Origin of the sequence: Streptomyces longispororuber (assembly GCF_014656095.1) — a bacterium.
Classification (GTDB): Bacteria; Actinomycetota; Actinomycetes; order Streptomycetales; family Streptomycetaceae; genus Streptomyces; species Streptomyces longispororuber.
The window spans coordinates 1-25,229 of record NZ_BNBT01000136.1 but is presented as its reverse complement, the minus strand read 5'-3'; the positions used below and the strand labels follow the sequence as shown (position 1 = coordinate 25,229).

Annotated in this window: 18 protein-coding genes, 1 tRNA gene and 1 pseudogene; 5 read left to right on the top strand and 15 right to left on the bottom strand. The window is 74.2% G+C overall.

Annotated features, from left to right (window positions below):
- Together IE330_RS30220 and IE330_RS30215 are read right to left on the bottom strand one after the other, a co-directional pair.
- The coding region (locus IE330_RS30220) for a serine/threonine-protein kinase (RefSeq protein ID WP_190139342.1) at positions 1-834 on the bottom strand (834 nt) is incomplete at its 3' end.
- Positions 835-912: 78 nt separating this feature from the next.
- Positions 913-1,107 carry a hypothetical protein gene (locus tag IE330_RS30215; protein ID WP_190139341.1) on the bottom strand — a complete coding sequence of 65 codons (195 nt, stop codon included), beginning with the start codon at positions 1,105-1,107 and terminating at the stop codon, positions 913-915.
- Between the two features lie 722 nt (positions 1,108-1,829).
- Here IE330_RS30215 and IE330_RS30210 point away from each other — a divergent pair.
- On the top strand, positions 1,830-3,062 hold the full coding sequence (locus IE330_RS30210; protein ID WP_190139340.1) for an acyltransferase family protein: 1,233 nt from the start codon (positions 1,830-1,832) through the stop codon (positions 3,060-3,062).
- A gap of 222 nt (positions 3,063-3,284) precedes the next feature.
- On the opposite strand, the gene IE330_RS30205 is transcribed toward IE330_RS30210, so the two are convergent.
- From IE330_RS30205 to IE330_RS30195, 3 genes are all read right to left on the bottom strand, one after another.
- A complete protein-coding gene (locus tag IE330_RS30205) occupies positions 3,285-5,738 on the bottom strand; it encodes an ABC transporter permease (RefSeq protein WP_190139339.1) in 2,454 nt (817 codons plus the stop codon).
- Positions 5,735-6,559 (bottom strand): ABC transporter ATP-binding protein, encoded by an 825-nt coding sequence (locus IE330_RS30200; protein ID WP_229926031.1) that lies wholly within the window; start codon positions 6,557-6,559, stop codon positions 5,735-5,737. Before IE330_RS30200 ends, IE330_RS30205 begins: the two co-directional genes overlap by 4 nt.
- A 706-nt stretch (positions 6,560-7,265) precedes the next feature.
- Positions 7,266-7,895, bottom strand: a complete 630-nt coding sequence (locus IE330_RS30195; RefSeq protein WP_190139338.1) for a hypothetical protein — start codon at positions 7,893-7,895, stop codon at positions 7,266-7,268.
- Between the two features lie 346 nt (positions 7,896-8,241).
- Here IE330_RS30195 and IE330_RS30190 point away from each other — a divergent pair.
- A pseudogene (locus tag IE330_RS30190) lies at positions 8,242-9,281 on the top strand (IS110 family transposase).
- A 19-nt stretch (positions 9,282-9,300) separates the two neighbouring features.
- On the opposite strand, the gene IE330_RS30185 reads toward IE330_RS30190, so the two are convergent.
- Positions 9,301-9,708, bottom strand: a complete 408-nt coding sequence (locus IE330_RS30185; RefSeq protein WP_190139337.1) for a hypothetical protein — start codon at positions 9,706-9,708, stop codon at positions 9,301-9,303.
- Between the two features lie 869 nt (positions 9,709-10,577).
- Positions 10,578-11,762 (bottom strand): PP2C family protein-serine/threonine phosphatase, encoded by a 1,185-nt coding sequence (locus tag IE330_RS30180; protein WP_190139336.1) that lies wholly within the window; start codon positions 11,760-11,762, stop codon positions 10,578-10,580.
- A gap of 164 nt (positions 11,763-11,926) precedes the next feature.
- On the opposite strand from IE330_RS30180, the gene IE330_RS30175 reads away from it, so the two are divergent.
- Entirely contained in the window at positions 11,927-13,165 is a 1,239-nt protein-coding gene (locus IE330_RS30175) for a GNAT family N-acetyltransferase (protein ID WP_190139335.1), read from the top strand.
- Positions 13,166-13,251: 86 nt separating this feature from the next.
- On the opposite strand, the gene IE330_RS30170 is transcribed toward IE330_RS30175, so the two are convergent.
- Positions 13,252-14,076 (bottom strand): Fpg/Nei family DNA glycosylase, encoded by an 825-nt coding sequence (locus IE330_RS30170; RefSeq protein ID WP_190139334.1) that lies wholly within the window; start codon positions 14,074-14,076, stop codon positions 13,252-13,254.
- Positions 14,077-14,469: 393 nt separating this feature from the next.
- Between IE330_RS30170 and IE330_RS30165 the strand changes: the two genes are divergently transcribed.
- A complete protein-coding gene (locus tag IE330_RS30165; protein ID WP_373314756.1) occupies positions 14,470-15,606 on the top strand; it encodes an LLM class flavin-dependent oxidoreductase in 1,137 nt (378 codons plus the stop codon).
- A 92-nt stretch (positions 15,607-15,698) separates the two neighbouring features.
- Here the strand turns inward: IE330_RS30165 and IE330_RS30160 are convergent, their stop codons facing one another.
- Positions 15,699-17,582 carry a putative bifunctional diguanylate cyclase/phosphodiesterase gene (locus tag IE330_RS30160; RefSeq protein WP_190139333.1) on the bottom strand — a complete coding sequence of 628 codons (1,884 nt, stop codon included), beginning with the start codon at positions 17,580-17,582 and terminating at the stop codon, positions 15,699-15,701.
- A 337-nt stretch (positions 17,583-17,919) separates the two neighbouring features.
- On the opposite strand from IE330_RS30160, the gene IE330_RS30155 reads away from it, so the two are divergent.
- Complete coding sequence (locus IE330_RS30155) at positions 17,920-19,194, top strand: M6 family metalloprotease domain-containing protein (RefSeq protein ID WP_229926030.1); 1,275 nt, start codon at positions 17,920-17,922, stop codon at positions 19,192-19,194.
- A gap of 426 nt (positions 19,195-19,620) precedes the next feature.
- Here IE330_RS30155 and IE330_RS30150 read toward each other — a convergent pair.
- The 6 genes from IE330_RS30150 to IE330_RS30125 all read right to left on the bottom strand — a co-directional run bounded on the left by IE330_RS30150 (position 19,621) and on the right by IE330_RS30125 (position 24,958).
- Positions 19,621-19,694: transfer RNA gene (locus tag IE330_RS30150), tRNA-Lys, on the bottom strand.
- The gene (locus IE330_RS30145) at positions 19,685-20,242 is read right to left on the bottom strand and encodes a bifunctional DNA primase/polymerase (RefSeq protein ID WP_190139331.1); all 558 of its coding nucleotides are present in this window, start codon (positions 20,240-20,242) and stop codon (positions 19,685-19,687) included. Before IE330_RS30145 ends, IE330_RS30150 begins: the two co-directional genes overlap by 10 nt.
- Positions 20,243-20,411: 169 nt before the next feature.
- Positions 20,412-20,759 (bottom strand): DUF8844 domain-containing protein, encoded by a 348-nt coding sequence (locus IE330_RS30140; RefSeq protein WP_190139330.1) that lies wholly within the window; start codon positions 20,757-20,759, stop codon positions 20,412-20,414.
- Between the two features lie 74 nt (positions 20,760-20,833).
- Positions 20,834-22,198 (bottom strand): AAA domain-containing protein, encoded by a 1,365-nt coding sequence (locus IE330_RS30135; protein WP_190139329.1) that lies wholly within the window; start codon positions 22,196-22,198, stop codon positions 20,834-20,836.
- The gene (locus tag IE330_RS30130) at positions 22,195-23,805 is read right to left on the bottom strand and encodes a hypothetical protein (protein WP_190139328.1); all 1,611 of its coding nucleotides are present in this window, start codon (positions 23,803-23,805) and stop codon (positions 22,195-22,197) included. The genes IE330_RS30135 and IE330_RS30130 overlap by 4 nt, the downstream gene beginning before the upstream one ends.
- 61 nt (positions 23,806-23,866) lie before the next feature.
- Entirely contained in the window at positions 23,867-24,958 is a 1,092-nt protein-coding gene (locus IE330_RS30125; RefSeq protein WP_190139343.1) for a hypothetical protein, read from the bottom strand.
- Positions 24,959-25,229 lie beyond the last annotated feature (271 nt).

The window sequence follows — 25,229 nt, the reverse complement described above, 5'->3', positions numbered from 1 at the left end:
GGCGGGCCGGGCGGGGGGCGGCAGGGGCTCGCCGCGCAGCAGGGCCAGGAGGGCGTCGGGGGTGGGGCGGTCCTCGGGGCGCTTGGCGAGGCACCGGGCGACGAAGGGGCGCAGCGCGTCCGGTACGCCCGTGAGGTCGGGGTCCTCCTTCACGACGCGCGTGGCCGTCTCGTACGGGGAGGCGTCGTCGAAGGGGCCGCGCCCCGTGGCCGCGTGGACCAGGACCGAGCCGAGGGAGAAGACGTCGGAGGCGGGGCCCACGTCCCGGGGGGCGGTGAGCTGCTCGGGGGACATGTAGGGCGGGGTGCCCATGACGCGGCCGGTCTGGGTGAGGGGGTCGCCGGCCGCGGTCCCGGCGGCGCGGGACACGCCGAAGTCGATGACCCGGGGGCCGTCCTCGGCCAGCATCACGTTGGCCGGTTTCAGGTCGCGGTGGACCACGCCGGCGCGGTGTATGTCGCGCAGGGCCTCGGTGAGGCCCGCGGCGAGCTCCGGCAGCCGGTCCGGGGGCAGCGGGCCGTGGCGGCGTACGTACGCGCCCAGGTCCTCGCCCGGGATGTACAGCGTGGCCATCCAGGGGCTCGGGGCATCGGCGTCGGCGTCCACGACGGGGGCCGTGAACGCGCCGCTCACCCGCCGGGCGGCCGCCACCTCGCGGCGGAACCGGGTGCGGAATTCCGGGTCGTCGGCGTACTGCGCGTGCACGACCTTGACCGCGAGGCGCCGCCCGGACGGGGAGCGCGCGAGATAGACGACGCCCATCCCTCCCGAACCGAGGCGGCCCTCGACGGGATAGCCGCCCACCACCTCCGGATCGGTTTCCCGCAACGGCACCGCTCCCCCGCCTCCCACCGCTGCCGTGACGGGCGGCCGGACGCCCGATCACCGCTGATACGTCCGGATCGGACCGGATCAGAACTGTATGTCGCCGATGGTCTCCGCCAAGGAGTTGAGGAGCTCCTGGATGTCGTCGGCCATTCCCGTCGAGGCGAGGGTGAAGCCGAATGTCGCGGCGACGATGGCGGGCCAGACCTTGATGTTTCCCTGACGCACCATCATGACAAGAACGATCGCCAACAGCAGTACCACTGACAGCGAAATGGCCACACTGATCACACCCTAGGTCGGTCGCTCTCCCGCCCGGGGGGTACGGCCCCGCACTCCCCCGCCAGGAACCATCGTGCCACCAACAGGCCCGCGCTATGCGGCCGGTGACACATCGTCGGCCACGGCTTGACCAGTGACGCACCCGCCCCGGACGTGCCGGGGGGCGTCCGGTGCGGGCGCCGCGGGGCCCCCGCGGACATCCGCACGACAATTCGACGGTTCCCCTCCCGGGCGAATTCGACGTGATCGTTTCCATGGCCAGGCATCGTTTCCTCACTCCTGCGCCGCGTTATCCGCACAAACGGTTCACAGGAATGCGCAGAACCACCGAGAACACATCGACCGGAAGACCCATAACCGCCACGCACCAATCAACCGGACATTCCACCGGAGTCGCCCCCGGGCGTTATGCACGATTTAAGCGGTACGAGCTATGACGTTTCGGACAGTTATCCGGCCGATCGACGGGGTAGGCGCAGCGCGAATGCGGGAATCCGGCGCGCCGACGGGCCGGAGGCGCGCGCGAAAGAGCCGAACCCACCGGACGCGTTGCCGGGACACGCCCCGACGCAATGCCGCGTTATTGAGAGGACGAATGAGAACGGCGTTTTACGGGAAGACCGGCCCGACGCTAGGGTGCCCCAGATGTCCCACGCTGCCATGACCCCCGCAGGCGCCGTGCGGTCCCGGATCGTCTCACCGAGTTCATGGTGGGAGGGCCTGTGACGCACTCCGTGCAGCCGCACGGCCGGCACCGGGCGCCCCTGCCCCCCGTCCAGGAAGCACCCGCCACGGCACCCGGCCCGCGCCCGGCCCGCTCCCCCCGACACGCGGTACCCCCGCCCGCCCCCCACGCCCCGCACCCGGCCGCTCCCGCCCGACGCCCCGGCCCCGGCCCCGCGAGCCGCCCCGGCAAGCAGCGCGACGCGTTCTTCGACAACGCCAAGTACCTGGCGATCGTGCTCGTCGCCCTGGGGCACGCCTGGGAGCCGCTGACCGATCACAGCCGCACCGCCGAAGCGCTGTACATGACCGTGTACACCTTCCACATGCCGGCCTTCATCCTCATCTCCGGCTACTTCTCCCGCGGTTTCGACATGCGGCCCGACCGGCTCAAGCGCCTGGTGACCGGCGTCGCCGTGCCGTACATCGTCTTCGAGGTCGCCTACACCTTCTTCAAGCGCTGGGCGGACGACGACCCGTCGCAGCCGATCAGCCTGCTCGACCCCTGGTACCTGACCTGGTTCCTGATCGCCCTGTTCGTGTGGCGTATGACGGTGCCGCTGTGGAAGGTCGTCCGCCGGCCGGTGCCGCTCGCGCTGTGCGTGGCCGTGCTGGCCGTCACCTCCCCCGACATCGGCGACGACCTGGACCTCCAACGGGTCCTGCAGTTCCTGCCGTTCTTCGTCCTCGGCCTGTTCCTGAGGCCCGAGCACTTCCAGCTCGTACGGCGGCGCGAGGTGCGCCTCCTCGCCGTGCCGGTGTTCGCCTGCGCGGTCGCGCTCGCGTACTGGGCGGCGCCGCGGATGACGTCCGTCTGGTTCTACCGGCGCGACAGCGCCCAGGAGCTGGGCGTGCCCTGGTGGGTCGGCGTCGTGATGACGCTGGCGCTGTTCGGCTGCTCGGTGCTGCTCACCGCCTGCTTCTTCGCGTGGGTGCCGCGGCGCACGATGTGGTTCACCGTGCTCGGCGCGGGGACCCTGTACGGGTATCTGCTGCACGGGTTCCTCGCGAAGGGGTCCCGGTTCTGGGGCTGGTTCGACGACTACGCGTGGCTGCACCGGCCCCTGGGCGAGGTGTTCGTCTCGGTGGTGGCCGCGGTGGTGGTCACGGCGCTGTGTACGCCGCCGGTGCGGCGGGTGTTCCGGTTCGCGATGGAGCCTCGGATGGAGTGGGCCTTCCGGCGGGACGCGGCGGAGCTCGCCCGCGAGCGGGCGGGTTCACCTGGGCGGTAGGCCCACCGGGGCCGAGGCCCCCGGCCCCCGCGCGGTTCGGTTTCCCTTCGCACAGCCCCAGGTGCGCAGTTGCTCGGCACCTGGGGCTGTGCCCACCCTCCCCCAAGCTCTCGGCTGCGCTCGAGCAGGGGGACCCCCATCGCCATGCGGGACGACTGCCCACAGCGGGGGGGCACGCCCCGCGCCTGCGAGCTGTTGCCCGCAGCAGGGCGGCGTCCACATCTAGGACGTGGTCTTCAACGCTGCTCGGGCCGGGAGGGTGGTGGCTGTGAGGCCCAGGAGGAGGGTTGCGCCTGCGAAGGCCGCGTAGAGGTGGGGTGGGATGTACGGGGGCTCGCCGGTGAGGCCTCGCATCATGGGGACGAGGGTGGCCAGGGCGATGGCCGTGCCGATGAGCACGCCCGCGCCGGTCACGAGGAGGGCCTCCCAGCGGATCATGCGCATCACCTGGCGGCGGGTGGAGCCGATCAGGCGCAGCGTACCGAGCTCGCGGCGGCGGTCGAGGACCGTCATGACCAGGGTGTTGGCGGCGGCGACGGCGGCGAAGCCTCCGAGGACGGCCGCCATGACGCTGTTGGCCCAGGCGTTGACCTCGCGGTCGAGGGACTGGGCGGTGGTGTAGCCGTCCCGGTCGTGGACCGTGCCGAGGGGCGCGAGCGCGGCGGCCGTGCCGCCCTTGGTCCAGATCTCCGTGTCGAGCGCGGCCGTGACGTGCTGCCGTACGGCCGACGCGGGCAGCGTGATCTGGGACAGGCCGAGGCCGCGCTCGTACGTCGCCACGACCGTCGGCCGTGTCCTCGTACCGTCGGGCAGGCGCATGTCGACGCGGTCGCCGGTCTTCAGATGCGCGGAGTCGGCGAGGGTGGCGTCGACGGCGACCTGCCCCTTGCCGAGGGCGAGTCGGCCCGTCTCCACCTTGAGGTCCTGCACCCGGGCGAGGTCACCGGCGGTGCCGGTGACGCCCTGCGCGGTCGCGGACTGGAGCCAGCGGTCGCCGCCGGAGCCCATGGGCAGCAGGACGGACGTCTTCAGCAGGCCGACGGCCGCTTCCACCTCGGGCGTCCGGGCGGCCTCGCGGACGGCGGCCGGGCCGAAGCCGGCCGGGGACGACACGATGTGGTCGGCCGTGATGCCGTCGCGCTGCTGGTCCGCCGCCACCTTCTCCTCGCTGGTGTGCATGAAGACGAGCGTGGAGGCGAAGGCCATGGCCAGCACGATCGGAGTGATCGCGGAGGCCAGCCTGCGGGCGTTCGTACGGGAGTTGGCGGCCGCGAGGGAGGCGGAGGCGCCGGCTCCGCGCAGCGGCAGGCCGAAGAGGGCCGCGCAGCCGCGGGCCACCAGCGGGCCGAGGAGGGCCACCGCCAGCATGAACAGCATGACCACGCCGAGCGCGGCGTTGGCCGCGTCCTCGCCGGTCGCGGTGGCGGCGACCCGGGACAGGACGATGCCGCCGACGACCGCGCCGACGCCGAGCGGGGTGCGGATCCAGCCCACGGGCAGCCGTTCCACGGAGGCCTCGCTGAGGGCCTGGCCGGGCTTGATGCGGGAGGGGCGGCGGGCGGCCAGGTACCCGGCGGCCAGCGCGGTGACGACGGTGGTGGCGGCCGCGATCAGGAGCGGCAGCCAGGAGACGGCGAGGTCGACGGCTTCCGGTACGGCGCCCCGGTCCTTGAGCTGCCCGAACCACCAGCTCGCCAGGGCGATGCCCGGCAGGCAGCCGACGACGCCCGCGAGCGGGGCGACGAGCAGGGTCTCGGTGGCGATGGTGCGGCGCACCTGGCGCGGCGTCGTACCGATGGCGCGCAGCAGCGCGAACTCGCGGGCGCGCTGGCCGACGGAGAGCGCGACGGTGCCGGCCGCGGTGAACACGGCGACCATGGCGGCGATGCCGCCGAAGGACCCGCCGAGGCCGGTGAGCAGCTCCTCGGCCTCGGTGAGCGAGGGGTCCTCGGCGCCGCCGCGGTCGTCGCCCGTGTGCACCTCGGCCTTGTCGCCGAGCGCGTCGGCGACCCGGGAGGCGAGCGCGCCGTCCCGGACGCCGTCCTCGGGCAGGACCGCGATCGCGTCGACCCGGCCCGGGTGCCCGGAGGCGCGGACCGCCTCGGCGTCGGTGAACCAGACGGTGGGCGCGCCCGTGCCGCCGACCGTGCCGGAGACGCGGACGTCCTTCGGCCCGGCGGCGGTGGTGAGCGTGAGGCGGTCGCCGACGCGGGCGCCCGTGCCGGCCACGACGGCCTCGCCCGCGGCGGGCGCGCGGCCCGCCGTGAGCTTCTCGCCGGTGAAGGCGGTGGAGCCCCAGCCGTGCGCGGTCAGCGCCCGGGTGCCGCCCTCGGCCGGGAGCGTGACGGGGAAGGTGACGTCCACGACGGCCTTGCGCGCGCCGGGCACCGCGCCCGCCTTCGCGACCAGGGAGGCGTCGAGGCGGGCCCGGTCCGGGACGGACACGGTGGAGGCGCTGTCGCCGCTGCCGTAGTGGATCCGCTGGTCGGCGGCGGCCACGACGGGGGCGCCCGCGTAGCGCTCGGGCGGCACGGAGGCGCGCAGGCCCGTCTCCAGGAGGATGCCGCACGCGGACACGATCAGCGACGCCATCATCAGCGCGACGAACGTGCCGACGAACGCGGCGGGCTTGAAGCGGACGGCCGCGCGGGCGAGGCCGTTGGGTACGTAGCTCATGCCGCAGCCGCTTCCGTGTACGCGGCGGCGGGCGCGGGCGCGGTGAGCGCCGTCAGCCGCTCCGCGATGCGCGCGGCCGGGGCGCGCTCCAGCCGGTCGACGATCGCGCCGTCGGCGAGGAACAGGGTGCGGTCCGCGTAGGCGGCGGCGTTCGGGTCGTGGGTGACCATCACCACGGTGGCGCCCATCGTGTCCACGGCCCCGCGCAGCAGGCCGAGGACCTCCGCGGCCGTGGTGGTGTCCAGGGCCCCCGTCGGCTCGTCGGCGAACACCACGTCCGGGTCCGTGACCAGGGCGCGGGCGATGGCGACGCGCTGCTGCTGGCCGCCGGAGAGCTGGCCGGGGCGGCGCCTGCCCTTGTCGCCGAGGCCCACGCGGGCCAGTACGTCGGCGGCCTTGCGGCGGTCGGGCCGGTGGCCCGCGAGCCGCATCGGCAGCAGGACGTTCTGCTCGACGGTGAGCGAGGGCAGCAGGTTGAAGGCCTGGAAGACGAAGCCGAGGCGGGTGCGGCGCAGGGCCGTGAGCTTGTTCTCGCTCATGCCGGTGATGTCGGTGCCGCCGAGGCGGACCGTGCCCTCGGTGGGCCGGTCCAGGCCGGCCGCGCACTGCAGGAACGTGGACTTGCCGGAGCCGGAGGGGCCCATCACGGCGGTGAAGCTGCCGCGGGGCAGGGCGAGGTCGATGCCGCGCAGGGCGTGCACGGCGCGGTCGCCCCGGCCGTACTGCCGCCGGACGCCGCGCAGCTCCACCGCCCAGGCGGACCCCTCCCGGCCGGGCCCGGCGGCCTGCCCGCCCCAGTGCTTCTTCCTGCGCAGCCCCATGGCCTGCTGTCCTTCCGTCGTCCTGTACGTGCTTGATGCATCGAACGTACGGATCCGCCCCCGCCCCGAGCCATGAGGCGACCCGGCGGATCAAGGGTGGGGTTTCCCCCACCCGCCCCCACCACCCCGAACCAGGGACCGCCACCCTGCACCGCCGCTCCGCACCTCGTCCTCCCACGCCGGACGGGCTGCGTTCCCCCGCCCACCCGCCCCCGGGGCAGGGCCGCACGGCGGAGGCGGAAGGCCACGAGGCATCGGTGCACGGCAGCCAGCGACGCACCGCGAGCGGCCGGGCGGGGGCTGGGGCGGTTGGTGTGGCGTTACAGGGGGGGACGAAGGGCAGTGCAAGCCGCCAGGCCGGTGCCCGACCGGTGGGTGTGGCGCCACGGGTAGGGGGACGGACGGCCGACGAGGGCAACGCAAGGCACCGGCCCCGCCGGGCCGGGACAGGCCGCCGAGGCCGCACAGGCAGGCGAGTGGGTAGCGGATGGCCGACGACGACGGTGCGAGCCAACGGGGCAGGGCTCGGCCAGGCCGTAGAGGCTGCACGGGCGGGCGGGTGCGTTCCGGACGGCCCACAGCGCGGGGAAGCCGCCAGGCCGGAGCGGAACCGATGGGTGTGGCGCCGCGGGTGGGCGGAGGGCTGACAACGGCGATGCAGTGTGACTGAGCGCCCCCAGGCGGGGAGTTGAGCGTCAGCCGGTCCTCACCGGTGTCCTCGGCTGGTGTGGTGCCGGCGTGTCCTCGTCGCCCTCAGACGGTCGACCACCTGTCGGGCAGCTTCGCGATGGTCCGGGCGGGGCGCAGGCACACGAGGGCCGGCCAGGTCTCTGCCGGTGAGCGACTTGGCTTCGACCGCGGTCCAGTCGGCGCGGCGTACCACGACGACGTGTCCTTCCTCGTGGGCCTGTCCGTCCTTCCAGTCGTCGGGTGGCGCCATCAGGACACGGAGGTCCTTTTCGTTCAGCCACTCCAGTCCGAGGACCTGGCGGCCGAGGTGGTGCTCGATGAGCGACAGCGCGGTGCCGGTCTCCAGGTGGAGGAGCAGAAGCTCTCCCTCGAAGTAGTAGCCGCCGTCGTACGCGCCGGATCCCATGGCGAGCAGGGGGAGGGTCGGGTGGAAGGCCATCGCGTTCACGGGGTGCTGCGAGTGCAGCAGCCAGCGGCGGGCGCGGCCGGCGACGTGGAAGACGCCGACCGTCTTCGCCTGGTCGTACTCGTGCGCGCCGGCCACGGCGACCAGGCCTCTGCGCTTGTCCGCCACGGCCAGGACGGGATCGCCGATCTCGGCGAAGGGATCGTCGGAGCGAGAGCGGTCGGCAGAAGACGAGGTCATGCCGAGGATCGTCGCAAGATCCCCGCTGCAGTGGGTAACGAGGCCCTCTTGCAACCCTGGCCGCCCACGTAACTCAGCTCGCCAACTCAGCGCCTCACTCGCCAACTGAGGCACTCCTTACCTTGTGGCGGGTTGATTCCGGTCCTTCGTACGATCGGGAGACCCCGGGGCCTGGGTGTGGCTTTAGCGCGTTCATGCCGTAGGTGTGGCTTTGACTGATTGGCCGCCCGGCGCCCCGCGACGACACGGCCACTCATTGGGATGAGCGAACCAAGATCACTCCGTAAGGACACGTCGGCGTGGTCGTCTGCAGAGACCGGTCAACCGATCGACGAGGGAGGCTCGGGTGCCCGAGCTCTGGGCGGGGACGGACGCAGGCAAGGCCGCGCATCACTGCACGGTGATCGACACGGCGGGACAAGGGTGCTCTCGCGTCGGATTCCCAACAACGAGCCCTAGCTCCTGGAGCACCACGCCTCCCGTGGCTACCGCGGGGACGGCAAGACGGATGCGAAGGACGCCTACGTCATCGCCGACCAGGCACGGATGCGCCGGGACCTGCGGCCACTGCAGGAATGGGACGAGATCGCGGTGGACCTGAAGACCCTCACCGCCCGCCGCTACGACCTCGCCGCAGACCGCACCCGCGCCATCAACCGCATGCGGGCTCAGCTGCTGGAGTACTCCCCCGCCCTAGAGCGGGCGTTCGACTACGCCGCTTCCAAGGGTGCTCTCATCCTGCTGACCGGCCACCAGTCGCCGGCTGCCCTGCGCCGGATCGGGGCGACCGGCTGGCGATCTAGTCCAAGAACCGCAAAGTACGCGGAACCCGCCCAGGCAGACGCCGCCGTCGCTGCGGCACAGGCCCAGCACACAGCCGTCGCCGGGGAGGCAGCGGCCGCCGAGGTGGTCTGCACCCTAGCCAAGGCAGTGCTGGCGCTCGACGAGGAGATCGCGGTCGTCGACCGGAAGATCGCGGCCGCTTCCGTGAACATCGCGATGCGGAAGTGATCACCAGCATGCCCGGAATGGGCCCATTGCTGAGGGCGGAGTTCATCGCCTGCACCGGCGGGGACATTGGACGCCTCACCGGAGTCACCGGTCTCGCACCGGTTCCGTGGAACTCAGGCCGGATCAGTGGCAACATGCGCCGACCACACCGCTACCACCACCGACTCCTGCGCGTCTTCTACCTCTCCGCCCGATCGCGGCCCGCTTCTGCCTCACATCGAAGGCCTTCCACGACCGAAAGCGGAACGAGGACAGAGCCACAAGCAGGCGAACCTCGCTCTCGCTCGCCGTCGGCTCGACGTTCCATGGGCCCTCATTCGAGATCAACGACACTGGACTTCCGAGCTACCTGAGCTGCACGCGGCCGCCACGTGAAGTGCTTGCACCGAGTCAGTCAGTCCGTCTGCAGGTCGTAGGCCCCGTCGCGGAACGTGAAGATCGACGGCTTGCTGTCGTCTTCCTCTCGCATGAATCCGCCGTATCCGGAATCTTCGACGTGGGGCGCCAGCAGGTCCAGGATCGTCACCAGCTCACCGATGCCATCGTCCAGCCAGAAGTTTCGGGTGAACAGTCCCCAGGCATTCCAGTTGCCGCGGGACTGGTGCCGCAGGGACGCGAAGTCCCCGCCCGCCAGATAGGTGTCTGGATCCGGCGCCAGCAGCGGATACGGGTGCTCATCCGCATCGAGGTGCCACGGGCGGTCTGCCCTGGCGCCAATGTGCCACCGCAGCGCGTCCAGGACTGGCTCGGGCGTCCCGTCCCGGAGAAAACAGGCGAATACCACTTCGTAGTGCAGGCTCACGAACACATTGTCCGAGGGAGGTCTGACAACCACTCTCACGGTGGGCCGTGCACGCGACCTGGCTTCCTCAGAGCGTGCAGCCACCACCTTGACCGCTTGACAAGAACGATTGGGTAATCAGTCACATACAGGCCACCAGTCCGGGCCGGGACAAGCTGCCAGGGCCGTACGGGCGGGCGAGTGGCGAACGGGAAGCGGCCAGGCCAGGGCTGAGGTAGGTCGCTGCGGCGTACGGGTGGGCAGGTGGGGAGCGCGGGGAGCCGACGACGGCGAGCATGCCGCCAGGCCGGGGCCGGAGCAGGCCGCCAGGGCCGTACGGGCGGGCGGGAAGCGGGTGGCCGACGACGGCGGTGCAAGCCGCCACGGCATACCGGGGGGCGGGTGGGTAACGGGCAAGCCGGGGCCCCACGGGCGGGTGGGTGGCCGACAGCCGACGACGGCGGGGGAAGCCGCCAGGTCGGGGCCGGGCAGGCCGCCGGGGCTGTGCGGGTGGGCGGGTGGGAAGGCGGGCAGCCGACGGCGGCGGGGGAAGCCGCCAGGTCGGGGCCGGGCGGAGTGCCGGGGCTGTGCGGGGTGGGGTGGGAGGGAAGGCCGACAGCCGACGACGGTGGGGGAAGCCGCCAGGTCGGGGCCCAGCCCGGCCGCCGGGGCCGTGCGGGTGGGCGGGTGGGAAGGCGGGCAGCCGACGGCGGCGGGGGAAGCCGCCAGGTCGGGGCCGGGCAGGCCGCCGGGGCTGTGCGGGTGGGCGGGTGGGAAGGCGGGCAGTCGACGGCGGTGGGGGAAGCCGTCAGGTCGGGGCCGGGCGGGGGGCTGGGGCTGTGCGGGTGGGTGGGTGGGAGGGGGGAACCGCGCAAGGCCCAGGGGCCAGGTCAGGCCTCGCGGCAGATCAACAACAACGCCCTGTCATCGTTCACGTCCTTCGCCACCGCCTCGATGAGGTGCCACGCGGCCCCGTGGAAGCCCCCGGCCACGTACCGGTCGGCCTCGCCGGTGAGGCGGTCGATGCCCTCGGCGATGTCGCGGTCGGCGGCCTCGACGATGCCGTCGGTGAAGAGCATGAGGACGTCGCCGGGGCGCAACGAGCCCTTGACGGGGTCGAACTGGGCTCCGTCGAAGACGCCGAGGAGGGGCCCGTCGGCGGACTTCTCCTCCCAGCGGCCGGTGCCCGCGCTCAGTTGCAGCGCGGGCAGGTGGCCCGCGGAGAGGAGTTCGTAGTCGCCGGTCTCCAGGTCGAGGACCAGGTGGATGGAGGTGGCGAAGCCCTCGTCCCAGTCCTGGCGCAGGAGGTAGCCGTTGGCGGCGGGCAGGAAGGCGTGCGGCGGCAGCGAGCCGAGCAGGCCGCCGAAGGCGCCGGACAGGAGCAGGGCCCGCGACCCGGCGTCCATGCCCTTGCCGGAGACGTCCGTCAGGACGACCTCCAGCGTGCGGCCCCCGTTGGTGCGGGCGGCGACCACGAAGTCGCCGGAGAAGGACTGGCCGCCGGCCGGCCGCAGGGCCATCTCGCGGTGCCAGCCGCGCGGCAGCTTCGGCAGCTTGCTCTGTACGCGGATGCGTTCGCGCAGGTCGAAGAGCATGGTGCCGCCGCCGCGCCAGGGCACGCCGACCCGGCTGCGGAACTGGGCGATGAGCAGCCCGAAGAAGCCGCAGGCGGCGACGGTCAGGACGGTGCCGGGGGTGACCCGGGCCGGGCCCTGGGTGTACGGGCCGAGCTTGGCGGACTCCACGATGAGGGCGGCCGCCGACGCGGCGTACAGGCCGAGCAGGCTGGAGGGTCTGAGCAGGAGTCCGCCCGCGACGATCGGCAGGACGAGCGCGGCCGGGGCGAACCACACCGGGTTGACGATCGTGCACACGGTGATGACCGGGACCGTCAACAGCAGCGCGGCGAGCGCCACCCAGTCGGAGCCGTCGCCGCGGAAGTAGTCCACCCCGGATTTGCGCAGCCCTATGCGGGCCCGGTGCAGCCGCTTCTTCATCCGGGCCGGGAACGTCTCGGCTGCGGCGCGCCGCTCGCGCGGGGAGTGCCGCTCACGCCTGTCTCGTCGTACCGCCATTGCTCGTGGACCCTATCCACCGGGCCAGGCGCTTCGCACGGGAGGTACCTCTTGTCCCCCTTCAGGGGCACCTCACCCGTATCACCGCGCCCAGCGTCCCCACGCGCGTTCCGGTCCGCGGAAAACGATTCGCCGCGCCCTTGGAGCCCTGGTAGGCATGGCATATGACAGCAGAATTACGGGAGTTGGGCCAGAGCGACTGGGACCGGTGGTACGGAACGCTGGAACGGGCCTTCGGCGGTCTGGCGGAGTCCCCCGAGGAGCGTGAGCTGTGGAACGACCTCACCGAGTGCGAACGCTCGCTGGGCGTCTGGGAGGGCGACGCCTGCGTGGGCACGGCGGGCGCGTTCAGCTTCCGTCTGTCCGTGCCGGGCGGCGCGCTGGTGGACGCGGCGGGCGTGACGATGGTCAGCGTGGCGGCCACGCACCGGCGCCGCGGCCTGCTCACGGCGATGATGCGGCGGCAACTGGACGACGTGCGGGCGCGCGGGGAGGCGCTGGCCGTCCTGACGGCGTCCGAGCCGGTGATCTACGGCAGGTTCGGGTACGGCACGGCGTCCTGGTCGCTCAAGGCGTCGATCGACACGACGCGGGTGCGGCTCACGGTGCCCGCGGGCACGGACGAGGTGCGGCTGCGGTACGTGGCCCCCGCCGAGGCCGCTGCGGCCTGCGAGGCGGTGTACGCGCGCGTGGTGCCGGGCCGCCCGGGGATGCTCGCGCGCCGGCCCGGCTGGGAGCGGCTCCCGCTTCTCGACCCCGCGCAGGACCGGAACGGGGCCTCGCCGTTGCAGTGCGTGCTCGCGGAGCGCTCCGGCGAGGTGGTCGGGTACGCGCACTTCGCGGTCAAGCCCGAGTGGGACGCGCGGGGGCCCGAGGGCACGGTCCTCGTACGGGCGGTGGAGGCGCTGGAGCCGGGCGCGTACGCCGCGCTGTGGCGCTTCCTCTTCGACATCGACCTCACCTCGCGGATCGAGACGCTGAACCGCCCGGTCGACGACCCGCTGCTGCACCTCGCGTCGGACGTGCGCCGCTGCGGGCTCGTGGTGCGGGACTCGCTGCACGTACGCCTGGTGGACGTCGGCGCGGCCCTGGAGGCGCGCACGTACCAGGCGCCGGTGGACCTGGTCCTGGACGTCGAGGACGGCTTCTGCCCCTGGAACGAGGGGCGGTGGCGGCTGACGGGCGACCCCAAGGGCGCGTCCTGCAAGCGCGCGGACGAGGCGTCGGCCCCCGCCGACCTCGCCCTGTCCGTACGGGACCTGGGCGCGGCCTACCTCGGCGGCGTCCGCCTCGCGGAGCTGGCCCGCGCGGGACGCGTGCGCGAACTGCGGCCCGGCGCGCTGGCGGAGGCGAGCCTGGCCTTCGGATCGGCGGTGGCGCCCTGGCTGCCGCACGGCTTCTAACGAGGGCTGGCCGGGGGGCCTTAGGCAGGGTGTCGCGTCGGCGCGCTCGTCCTCACGCGCCGGACGGGCTGGCTTCCCCCGCCGTCTCAGGTCGTTCCCCGCTGGCACCCAGGGCACCAGAACAAGTTGCGGGCGGCCAGGTCGGCGGTGCGGATCTCGGTGCCGCAGACGTGGCAGGCCATCCGGGCCCTGCGGTAGACGTACACCTCGCCGCCGTGGTCGTCCACGCGCGGCGGGCGGCCCATCGCCTCGGGGGTGTGCTCGGGCCGCACGGTGTCGATGCGGTTGTTGCGCACGCCCTCGCGCATCAGGTCCACCAGGTCCGCCCAGATCGCGTTCCACTGGCGGTGCGTGAGGTCCTTGCCGGGCGTGTACGGGTCGATGCCGTGGCGGAACAGGACCTCGGCGCGGTAGACGTTGCCGACGCCCGCGACGACCTTCTGGTCCATGAGCAGGGCCGCGATCGTGGTGCGGCTGCGGGAGACGCGGCGCCAGGCCTTGTCCGGGTCGTTCTCGCCGCCCGGCGGGCGCAGCGGGTCCGGGCCGAGGCGGGCGTGTATGTCGCGCTTCTCGCCGTCGGTGATCAGGGCGCAGGTGGTGGGGCCGCGGAGGTCGCTGTAGTGGGTGTCGTCCGCCAGGCGCAGGCGGACGGTGTCCGTGGGGGGCGGGGCGGGGGCGTCGCCGAAGGTGTACTTGCCGAAGAGGCCCAGGTGGATGTGGATCCAGCCGGTTTCGGCGAAGCCGAGGAAGAGGTGCTTGCCGTGGGCTTCCGCGGTGGTGAGGGGCCGGCCGTCCACCAGGGCGGCGCTGTCGGAGAACTTGCCCTGCGGGCTGGTGGCCCGCACCGGTCGGCCCGCGAACCGCTCGCGGTGGTCGGCCGCGAGGCGGTGAATGGTGTGCCCTTCCGGCACGATGTCCCTCCTGTCGGTGCCCTCGCGGGTGCGCCCCAGTCCCGCCCCTTTCCCGAAACCAGGGGGCTCCGCCCCCTGGACCCCCGGATCGCGCTGGCGCGCTCGTCCTCAAACGCCGGACGGGCTGAGATATCTCCCGCCACGGCGGAGACGTTCCGGCGCATCCACGGCTGAAGATCTTCAGCCGCGCTCGGCGGAAAGATCCAGCCCGTCCGGCGCTTGAGGACGAGGCGCGGAGCGCCGAAAAAAGCGGGGTCCAGGGGCGGCAGCCCCTGGTTTCGGGAAAGGGGCGGGACTGGGGCGCCCCCCGCGAGGGCACCCCCGGGAATAAGCGGAGCCCCCCTCCTGTTGCCCCCTCGGCAGAGCGTACGCACAGCACAGCAGGAGGCCCCCGTGGCAACGGACGAGCACGGTCACCAGAAGCCCGACGCGACAGCGGAGGGCATCCGCGCCGAGCCCCGCGGCACCGCCCCCACGCCCCTGTCCGTCCTGGACCTCGTGACCGTCGGCTCCGGCCGCACCGCCACCGACGCCCTGCACACCAGCGTCGCCCTCGCCAAGCTGGCGGAATCCCGCGGCTACCACCGCCACTGGGTGGCCGAGCACCACTCCATGCCCGGCGTGGCCTCCTCGTCCCCGGCCGTGATCCTCGCCCACCTGGCCGCCCACACCACCCGCATCCGCCTCGGCTCGGGCGGCGTCATGCTGCCCAACCACGCCCCGCTGGTGATCGCCGAGCAGTTCGGCACCCTGGAGGCCCTGGCCCCGGGCCGCGTCGACCTCGGCCTCGGCCGGGCCCCGGGCACGGACGGCGCCACCGCGGCCGCCCTGCGCCGCACGGACCGGCTCAACGAGGGCGCCGACGACTTTCCCCAGCAGCTCGCGGAGCTGACCCGGTTCCTCGACGACGACTTCCCCGACGGCCACCCCTACGCCCGTATCCACGCGGTCCCGGGCCCCGTGCAGGCCACCTCCCCCGGCGGCGTGCAGTCCCCGCACCGCCCGCCGATCTGGCTGCTCGGCTCCTCCGGCTTCAGCGCCCGCCTCGCGGGCGTGCTCGGCCTGCCGTTCGCCTTCGCGCACCACTTCTCCGCGCAGAACACGCTCCCCGCGCTCGACCTGTACCGCGAGTCGTTCCGCCCGTCGGCCGTCCTCGACGCGCCGTACGCCCTCATCGGCGTCTCCGCGCTCGCCACGGACGAGGAGGAAGAGGCCCGCCGCCAGGTCATGGCCGCCGCCCTCAACATGGTCCGGCTGCGCACCGGCCGCCCCGGCCTCGTGCCCACGCCCGAGGAGGCGGCGGCGTACCCGTTCACGGAGCTGGAGCGGGACTTCGTCACGAGCTGGAACAGCAACGTCGTCCACGGCACCGCCGACCAGGTGCGCGCGGGCCTCGACGACCTCGCCAAGCGCACCGGCGCCGACGAGCTGATGCTCACCGCCAACGCGCACGGCGGCGACGTCCGCCTGCGCAGCTACGAACTCATCGCCGACGCGTACGGCCTGCCCAAGGAGCCCGAGAAGCCCTAGTGGAGCCCGGGTGCCGCCCCCGACGGGGGTGGGGGAGGCACCCGGCCGGGCGGCCCGGCGTCACGGCGCCGGGCCGCCGCCCGGGCGCCACGTCACGCCGCTGTCGCCGGCAGCCGCCCCGCCCCGAGGAGCACGGAGATGCGGTCGGCCGCCACGGCCCGGGAGTACAGCCACCCCTGCCCGGTGTCGCAGCCGATCCGGCGCAGCCGCTCGGCCTGCCCGGCGGTCTCCACGCACTCCGCGGTGACCGTGAGGCCGAGCTGGTGGGCGAGGCGCACCATGGCCTCGACGATCACCTCGTCGGCGGGGTTGACGAGCCCGTCCGCGGTCCCGTCCCCCGTCCCGTCCGCGTACGGCTCCTCGTACTGGAAGCCCCGGACGAACGACCCGTCCAGCTTGAGCACGGACACCGGGAGGCGGCTGAGGTAGGCGAGGTTGGAGTAGCCGGTGCCGAAGTCGTCGATGGCGATGCGCACCCCCATCTCGCTCAGCGCCTGGAGGGCCTGGAGCGGGCGCCCGGCGGAACCCATGACCGCGGACTCGGTCAGTTCGAGCTGGAGGAGCTGGGGCGCGAGCCCGGTGTCGGCGAGGATCTCCGCGACGTCCGCGACGAGGTCGGAGTCCCAGACCTGGCGCACGGCGACGTTCACGCTCACGAACACCGGCGGCCGCTCGGGGTGTTCCACCTGCCAGCGGCGCGCCTGGAGGCAGGCCGTGCGCAGCACCCAGCGGCCGAGCTGCACGATCGAGCCGTCCTCTTCGGCCAATCCGATGAACCGATTCGGCGTGAGCAGTCCGAACTGTGGATGGTCCCACCGGACGAGGGCCTCCACGCCGTGCAGCCCGCCGTCCTCCATGCCCACGAGGGGCTGGTAGTCCAGGACGAACTCGCCGCGCTCCACGGCGGGCCGCAGCGAACTGGCAAGCGCCTGGCGGGTCATGCGGTGCGCGTTGCGCTCCGGGTCGAAGAGCGTCCAGCGGGCCTTGCCGTCGGTCTTCGCCCAGTACAGCGTCGTGTCGGCGGCCTGCATCAGGCCGGTCGTGGTGGTCCCCGCGGCGCGCCGCTCGACGACGCCGATGGACGCCGAGAGGGACAGCCGCTGCCCGGACAGCTCGAACGGCTCCTGCAGGGCGAGCAGCGCGGCGTCGGCCAGCTCCGCGAGCTGGTCCGTGCCCGTGGAGTCCTCCACGAGCAGCGCGAACTCGTCCCCGCCGAGCCGGGCCACCAGCGGCGCGGACGTCCTGCCGTAGGCGGCCCGGTCGGCGCAGGCGGTCAGGCGTTCGGCGACGGCGGCGAGCAGCCGGTCCCCGACGCGGTGCCCGAGCGTGTCGTTGACCGCCTTGAACCCGTCGAGGTCCAGGTAGCACAGGCCGACGCGGCCCGTGCTCGCGTCGTCGTACGCGCCCGCCTCCAGGGCGGTGGCGAGCCGCTCGAAGAACAGCGCGCGGTTGGGCAGCCGGGTCACCGGGTCGTGCATCTGGAGGTGGCGCAGCCGGGCCTGGAGGTCGCGCCGGGCGCTGATGTCGGCGGCGGCGAGCAGGACCGTGCCGGGCCCCTGCCGCTCGCCGGGCAGCGGCGAGACGGTGATCTGGGTCCACAGGGAGTGCCCGTCGGGATGTTTGAGTCTGCGGGTACAGCGCAGTTTGGCCTGCCGGCCGCGGAGCACCTCCAGGTAGGCGTGCCAGGTGCGGGTGTCCGACGCCAGGTCCACCAGGTCGGCGGCGAGCCGTCCCGGCAGCTCGGCGTGGTCCGCTCCGAGCAGGGTGGCGAACGCGTCGTTGGCGCAGACGACGAGCCCCTCGCTGTCGACGACGGCGAGGGGGAGGGGCGCCGCGGCGAAGGCCGCGCGGTAGTCGGCCGTGTGCCGGACGGGGGGCCCGGCGACACCGCATTGATTACGCTCTGTTACGGCAGGCCGGGTGCGGCCCGGTGCTGCGACCGCTGTGGCGGTCGGCCTTTCGGACGTTCCGTTCACCGCTTGCTCCCGCAGTGCGATTGATCGAGCAGGTCGATGGGGCCCCTGTTCCTGGCGGGTCCGGGGAGGCTATCGGCCGGTGGCGGGCGGCCGACGGGGCCCGGAAAGTGTGCCGATCATAGAGGGTGGCCCGCGGCGCCTCCAGCCGCCGCACTCCGCGGAGGCGGTCCGTCCGTCCGTGGCAGATCGTTTCTGCTCGGCTCGTTACCGCTTCCTTTCTGCGACGATCGCTTGTGACGGTGAGTGAGCGCCGGGTGTGTGGCCTTCTCGACCATGTTCACTCGGTCAGGTCAGACAAACTGGGCGAATGTCGGCAAATCACCACAGGGTGGGTGGGGTGTCCCGCATTCCGCACCCGGAGGTCGACGTGGAGCGTCAGCTCCGTCCCAGGCCGCTCACCCGTGGAGGGGAGAGGCTGCGCACCGCGGCCACGCTGTTCACCTGCCTGACCGCCATGGCCGCGACGTCCCTGGTGGCCGGGCCCGCGGTCGCCCACGGGCCGGCGGGTCCGTGCGCCCTGCGGCGCACCGGGGCCCACCACTCGGAGGGGCTCGACACCTGGAACGCCGCCTATCCTCGCCCCACCCGGGCCCGCGACGCCGTCATGGTCTTCCTGTCCTTCCCGGACTCGCCGCCCGCGACGACGCCCGCGGAGCTGGCCGCGGACCACTTCCCCGAGACCGGTGACTTCTTCGCCCGTGCCTCGTACGGGCGGTTCCAGTTGCGCGCGCATCCCCAGTCCGAGTGGATCCGGATGCCGAAGCCGTCCACCGCGTACGCCATAGCGCGGGACTGGGACGCCCGGCGGCGCGCCGCCTACCTGCGGGACGCGCTCGACGCGGCGGATCCGCACGTGGACTTCTCCGCGTACGACATCGTGTACCTCGTCGCGGACCCGGACGCCCCGGGCGTCGACTCGGACGCCACGAAGGTCGTGAACCTGGACCGGCCGCTGCGCGTGGACGGCACCGGCATCCGCCGGATCGTCACGGTCTTCGAGCGCCACCCGCCGGACCGCAACGTCCTCGCCCACGAGACGGGGCACGTCTTCGACCTGCCGGACCTGTACCACCGCCCGACCGGCGGCGAGGGCGACTGGGACACGCACGTCGGCGACTGGGACGTCATGGGCAGCCAGTTCGGCATGGCCCCGGACCTGTTCGGCTGGCACAAGTGGAAGCTGGGCTGGCTCGACCCGCGCCAGGTGGTGTGCGTGCGCGGGGACGCCCGGCGGCTGACCCTGGAGCCCCTCTCGGTGCCGCCCGCCCGCGGCGAGGTCGGCGGCACCAAGCTGGCCGTGGTCCGCACCGGCCGGGGCAGCGTCGTGGCGATCGAGGCGCGCGGCGCCGCGGGCAACGACCGGGAGACGTGCAGCGAGGGCGTCCTCGTGTACCGCGTGCGCGGCGACACGGCGTCGGGCCGCGGCCCCGTGGAGGTCGTGGACGCTCATCCGCGCACGGAGGCGTGTTGGGGCGAATCGGTCTATCCGCCCCTCGCGGACGCGCCGGTGCGCGCCGGGGAGAGCTTCACGGTGCCGGGCACGGGCGTGCGCGTAGGCGTGGAGGGGCGCACGGCGACGGGTTCCTGGACGGTGGAAGTAACCCCGACCTGACCCCCACGCCCTGCCACCCACCGCGGAACCTCCCTCACGCTGCGTGAGAAAGCCGGGCACCGCGCTGCGCCCTGGACGAGCCCGCCGCCCAGGGGGCCCGGCTGCTGGATACCGCCGAAGCGCCTTCGCGCCCGAGGAGCCCTCAACCGTTCGCGCCCGCGAAGACCGAACCGCAACGACGAGGAAGTTTCCCCTGTCCCGGCCCGGGGTCTGTGGGCGGCGACGCCCCCACCTCGCACAGCCGAGCCGCGCGGATACGACGAGGGCCAAGCCGTGACGCGCTTCCCGCGAACCTGCCCTGCCCAGCCCCGCCCTCACGGGGGTGTGGGTGGCGAAGCCCCCACAACGCGCGGCGAAGCCGCGCAGAACACGAAGATGGCGAGGCAGGTTCGCGCGTTCCGCGAACATGCCTCGCCATCGTCATCGTGCGCCGCCAGGGACTCGAACCCCGGACCCGCTGATTAAGAGTCAGCTGCTCTAACCAACTGAGCTAGCGGCGCCTGCTGACGTCGTAGACCTTAGCACCCTGATCGGCGCGACGAAAAATCGATATACGCACCGCGGATCCGGCACTCACCCGAGCGGCCCGCACGCACGCCCACAGCACCACCTCGGGCCCCGGCAGCCAGGGCGCCCGGCTGTCGGGGGCGACCACCCAGCGTGACCCCGTGGGGCGGGCCTCCGCCGTGAGGGGCGGCACGGTGACGGCGTCCCCCGCGCCGTGGCACAGCGGTGACGGCACGGCGGAGCCCCACTCCTCCCACTCCAGGAGCGAGGGCAGCCGCTGGGCGGTGCCGGGCGCGGCGAAGAGCAGGAGGCGGCCCCGGTGGACGGCCACGGGGCCCGACCCCGGGCCCTCGCGCCACAGCCGGCCCACCATCCGCCGCCCGAAGACGGCGGGCACGCTCACCACGTCGAAGACGGTCCCGCAGGACAGCACGGCCGGGGCGCCGGGCCGCTCCCGCCAGTCGGTGAGCACCCGGCGCGGATGCGTCTCCGCGGAGGCGAGCCAGGCGGCACCGTCGGCAGTGACACAAGAGCTGCTCATGACACCCACAAGTACCGGGTGGGCGTCGCCGCGTCCGCGGAGTTCCCGGAAACCGGGACGGGCCCCCGCCGCCGGGAGTACCGTGCCCCCTTCGGCATATGCCGGGGGCCGTGGGCCCCAGAACGATTCCCGGGCCGTGGGCCCCAGGGCACTTCCGGGGCCGCGGGCCTCAAGGCGTGTCCGGGCTCTCCCGGCGCAGCAGGTCCCGGCCGAACTCCACCATCTTCTTGGCGTAGTCCTCGGTCCACTGCGCGCGCTCGGCAATGTCCGCCGGGGTGAGCCGGTCGAACCGCCGCGGGTCGGCGAGCTGCGCGGCCGCGATCGCCTGGTACTCCACGGACCGGTCGGCCGCCGCGCGGAAGGCGAGGGCCAGCTCGGTGGCGCGGGCGAGGAGTTCCCGCGGGTCCTCGACGGACTCCAGGTCGAAGAAGTGCTCCGGGTCGCGGGCGGCTTCCGCGGGCTCGAAGAGCAACGGCGCGGGGCGCATGCGCTTGCCCTGGGCCTCGGATTCCGCCATCGTCGCGTTCCTTCCTCGTGTACCGCCGTGCGGGACCCATTGTCCCTTGCCGCGCAAGACCGTGGGGGCGCCGGTCAGGGGCGCCAGGGGACGCGGTGGGCCGAGAGGTGGTCCCACGTCGTCATCATCGCGTCCCAGCCGTCGGGGAACTTCACCGTCACCCCCAACTGCACGGGCTCGGTGTCCGGGTGGTCGTCGAGCAGCGCGTCCACCCCCGCCCGGCACACCACGACGCAGGCGTGCCGGTGCCGCGAGGCGAGCACGCACAGCCTCCCCGTCTCCAGGTGGAACGCCGTCGCGTCCGGCCGCCCCGACAGCGGGTGCAGCACCACCGTGACGTCGTACTCGCGCCCCTGGAGCCGGTTCGCCGTGTCCACGGTCACGTCCACCACACCGAGGCCGGCGAGCGCGGCCCGGACGGCCGCCGCCTGGTCCCGGTGCGCGGTGCCCACCGCCACCCGGTCCGCGGTCAGCGGCGCGGGCTCCGCCGACCGCTCCGACGTGGTCACCCCGCCCCGGTCGAGCAGCCGCCGCACCACCAGCGCCACGGCCCGCACGGCTTCGGGGTCGGTGCGCGGCGTGTGCCGGGCGGGCAGTTCGAGGAGCCCCCACCCGGTGGCGGCGGCCTCGTCGATGACCCGGTCGGGCCCGGAGCCGTCCGAGGGCACCCCGAAGTCCAGCGCCCGGTCCCCGGGGCCCGTACCGCTGCGGAACGGCGTGAACGGGTAGAACGCGTCCGACACCAGCGGCGCCGCCGACGCGGGCAGCCGCCAGGACACCGGCAGGCGGTGCTGCGGCAGCTCCGGGTTGTGCGCGAGCAGCGTGGACACCGCGCTCGCCGACGGGTCGTAGGCGAGCCCGGCCCACTGCTCGGCCTCGGCGATCGCGAACGGGTCCAACTGGCCGGGGTCGCCCACGAACAGCGCCCGCTCGAAGAGCCCGGCCACGGCGAGCAGCCCGTCGGAGCGCATCTGGTACGCCTCGTCGACGATGGCGTGGCCCCACGGCTCGACGCCCCGCACGTGCGCCCACTTCGCCGCCGTGGACACCACCACGTCCAGGCCCGCGAGGTCGGCCGCCTTCGTGGACTTCCGCACGTTCGCCAGCGCGTCCAGCGCCTTGTCGTACGGGTCGGAGTCGCTGCTGTGCAGCCGCCCCACCGGCAGCTCCGGGTCCTTCTCGGCGAGGCGCAGGACCAGGTCGTCGACCTGGGCGTTGGTCTGCGCGACGACCATCAGCGGGCGGCCCGCCGCGGCCAGTTCGCGCGCGGCCCGCACGACGAGCGTGGACTTGCCCGCGCCGGGCGGGGAGTCCACGACGACGCCGCGGTGCGTGCCGTGCAGCGTGTCGCGCAGGATCGCGTCGGTGGCGCGGGCGGCCGCGGCGGCCGGGTCGAAGGCGGCCGGGGCAGCCGGGGAGGCCGGGGGAGCAGGGGTCACAGGGTGTCCTCCGCGGTCACGGGGTCGGGGGATTCGGCGGTGGCGTCCGGCGGGCCGCCGTGCGTCCACGGGGTGTCCTCCGGGTCGGGCAGCTTCGGCCCGCCCCGCTGCTCGTGCTCGAACAGCGTCCAGCACAGCCGGTCGCCGGCCTCCGGCACCGACCCGGGCTCGGGCTCCTTGCCGCGCCCCATCTTGTCCAGGATCCGCAGCACCAGCGCGGCGCCGCCGTCCCTGCCGTCGCCGCCATCGGCGGCGTACGTCACGAACTGCGCGGCCTGCGGCTTGCCACCCAGGGAGCGGTACACCTTCACGCCCTCGTCCAGGTGCGGCCGGTCCGCCGTGCGCACGGTGACCAGGGGGCGCGGGCGCGGCGACCTGCCCTCGCCGTACGCCATCACCACCTGGGTGACCTCCCCGGCGAACGCCTCGCCGCGCAGCCGCCGCCCGGCCATCACCAGCGGGTCGTCCAGCGCCTCCTGGGCGTCGAGCCGCGCCTGCTCGCGCTCGCGGGTGGCCAGCTTCTGCGCCGCCGTCACCGCGTCGTCCCGGCGCGGCTGCGGCGGCTCCCCGGCGGCGACCCGGTCGCGGTGCGCGGTGAAGGACCACCGGTCGCTGCGCCAGCGGTCCTCGGCGCGCTCCGCCGCGGGCAGCGTGCACAGCGCGTCGAGCCCGCGCCACACCGCGTCCCAGGTGGGGCGGGTGCGGCTCTCGACGAGGGCGCGGATCTCCCGCTCCGCCGCGGTCAGCTCCGCCAGGCGCGCGTCGGCGGCCAGGCCGTCCTCGGCGGCGGCGAGGGCCGTCCGCGCGCGGTCGTAGCGCTCGACGGCCGGGGCCAGCAGGTCGTTGTCGAACGCCGGGTCGGTGGCCGGGCCCGCGGGCGGGCACAGCAACTGCCCGGCGGCGTCCCGCGCCAGCTCCGCGCGCAGCGCCGCCTCGGCGCCCGAGCCGCCGGCGGGCGCCTCGATCCAGGCGAGCAGCGCGCCCAAATGCTGCTCCTCCAGGCTGGACTGGCCGGTCGCCCAGTGCCGGGACAGCAGGTCCGTCATGGCGAGGAGCAGCGCCGAGCCGGGGACGCGGGCGCGCTCCCCGAAGTGCGTCAGCCAGCGCCCGAGCAGCGGCACGCGCGGCGGCGCCGGGTGCGGCGTGTCCGGGTCCTGCTCGGCGGTGCGGCGGAACCGCGTGGAGCGGCCGAGCAGCCGCACGAACTCGATGCCCGCGCGGCTCGGCACGATGAGCTGGGGGGCGTCCGCGCACAGGTCGACCTCGACCTTGACGCGCTTGCCGGTCTCCGGGTCGGTCTCGGTGCGCTCGGCCGCCTCGACGTCGTCCGCGTACGACTCCACGTACGGCAGCACGGTGTCGGCGAGCTGCGCGAGGAACGCGAAGCGCAGGTCGCGGTCGCGGGGCTGGGGGACGACGAGCAGCCGCGGTGACGTGCGCTCGGTGCCGATCAGCGCGCCGAGCGGGGCTCCGGCCTCGCCCGCCGTGGTGAGCGGCACGAAGACCAGGGGCCGCTCGGAGAGGTGCCGGTGGCGGACGGTGGCCCGGGGCCGGGCCCGGCCGGTGGCCGTCGCCTCAAGGCGGGCCAAGTCGTCGGTCAGGGTCATCGGGGGTGCCTCGCCGTCATCGTGCCGTACGGGCCCGGGGGGCCCGGCGTGCCGACCGCTCTCACGCCGCCCCTCCCGCCAGTGCCTCGGCCCGCAGCTCCCCGGCGCGGCGCAGGGCCGCCACCGCCGGGTCGTCCGGGTCCCCGGCCTCGCCGCGGGCGGCGGCCAGGGCCGCCTCCACCGTGGTCAGCGCGCCGAGCTCGGCCCGCAGCGAGCGGCCGAGGGCCGTCACCTCGTCGGCGGCGCGGGCCCGGGCGCGGCAGTGGAAGGCCAGCTCGCAGGCGGCCAGGCACTCGGGGGCGTACGTCGCGGGGACCGCCTCGACCGCGGCGGTCAGCTCGGCGGGGGAGCGGGTGACGTCGAACGTCGTGCCGGGCGGCAGCGTCGCCGCGATCTCCTCGACGCGGGTCAGCCGGGAGAGCTGGCGGCGGGTCACGGAGAGCTGCTTGCGGATGTCCACGGCCGACGCCGCCGGGAGGTTCGAGAAGTCCTTGGGGCACACGAGCAGCACCCGGTGGCGCACCTCGGGGGCCGGGTCGAGGCGGGCGGCGGCGTCCTGAAGGGCGAGGGCGTACACCGCGGACTGGCGGGCGGCGGCGCCCACCTTGGCCGCGTCCGCGGCGCCGTCGACCATCGGGAACGACTTGATCTCCACCACCGTCCAGGTGCCGTCCGGCGCGACGACCACCGCGTCCGGCTCCAGGAACGCCGGGGTGCCCGCGACGTCGAGCACCAGCATGGGGTGGTCGAGCAGCGTCCAGGCCCCGGCCGCCGTGGCCTCGCGCAGGGCCAGCTCCGTGCGGGCGCTCCGGCCCTCGGGCCCCGCCGCCGACAGGTCCGGCACGCGCGCCTCGCCGGGCACCGGCTCGGGTCCGCCGCCCAGGTGCGCGTGGGTCAGGCGCAGCAGCTCCGCGCCGCCGTCGGCCTTGACCCGCGCCTCGAAGGCGTGTCCCCGCATGAACGCGAACTGGGACTGGCCGAACGCGGCGGGCGCGCCGAGCGAGCGCGCGAGCTCCGCCTTGGGCACCCCGGCGCCGTCGAGCAGGGCCCGTCTGCGGCAGCCCGGGTTCGCCGCGAGCGCGGCGAGGGCGGGCTCCTCCAGCGGCTGCGGCCGTACGTCAGGTCCGCGCAGCTCCGCCAGCCGTCGCCGCAGCGCCGTCCCCGGCGTCCGCGGGGCGGCCGGCCGGCCGGGTGCCCTTGGGGCCCCGGGACCTGCCCCCCGGCTTGCCGCCGGGCTTGGCGCCGGGTTCGGCACCGGGCTTGCGCTGATGGGGAATTCGCTCACCCACGGAAGTCTGGCATCCGCCACTGACAACGGAGGCGTGGGTGACGGAAGTGGCGGCCCCGACGCCCACCGGGCGGCCCCCGGCCCGCCCGCCGCCGACGGCCGCGGACTCGGCGTCGCCCGGCGCCGTGGAGCCCCC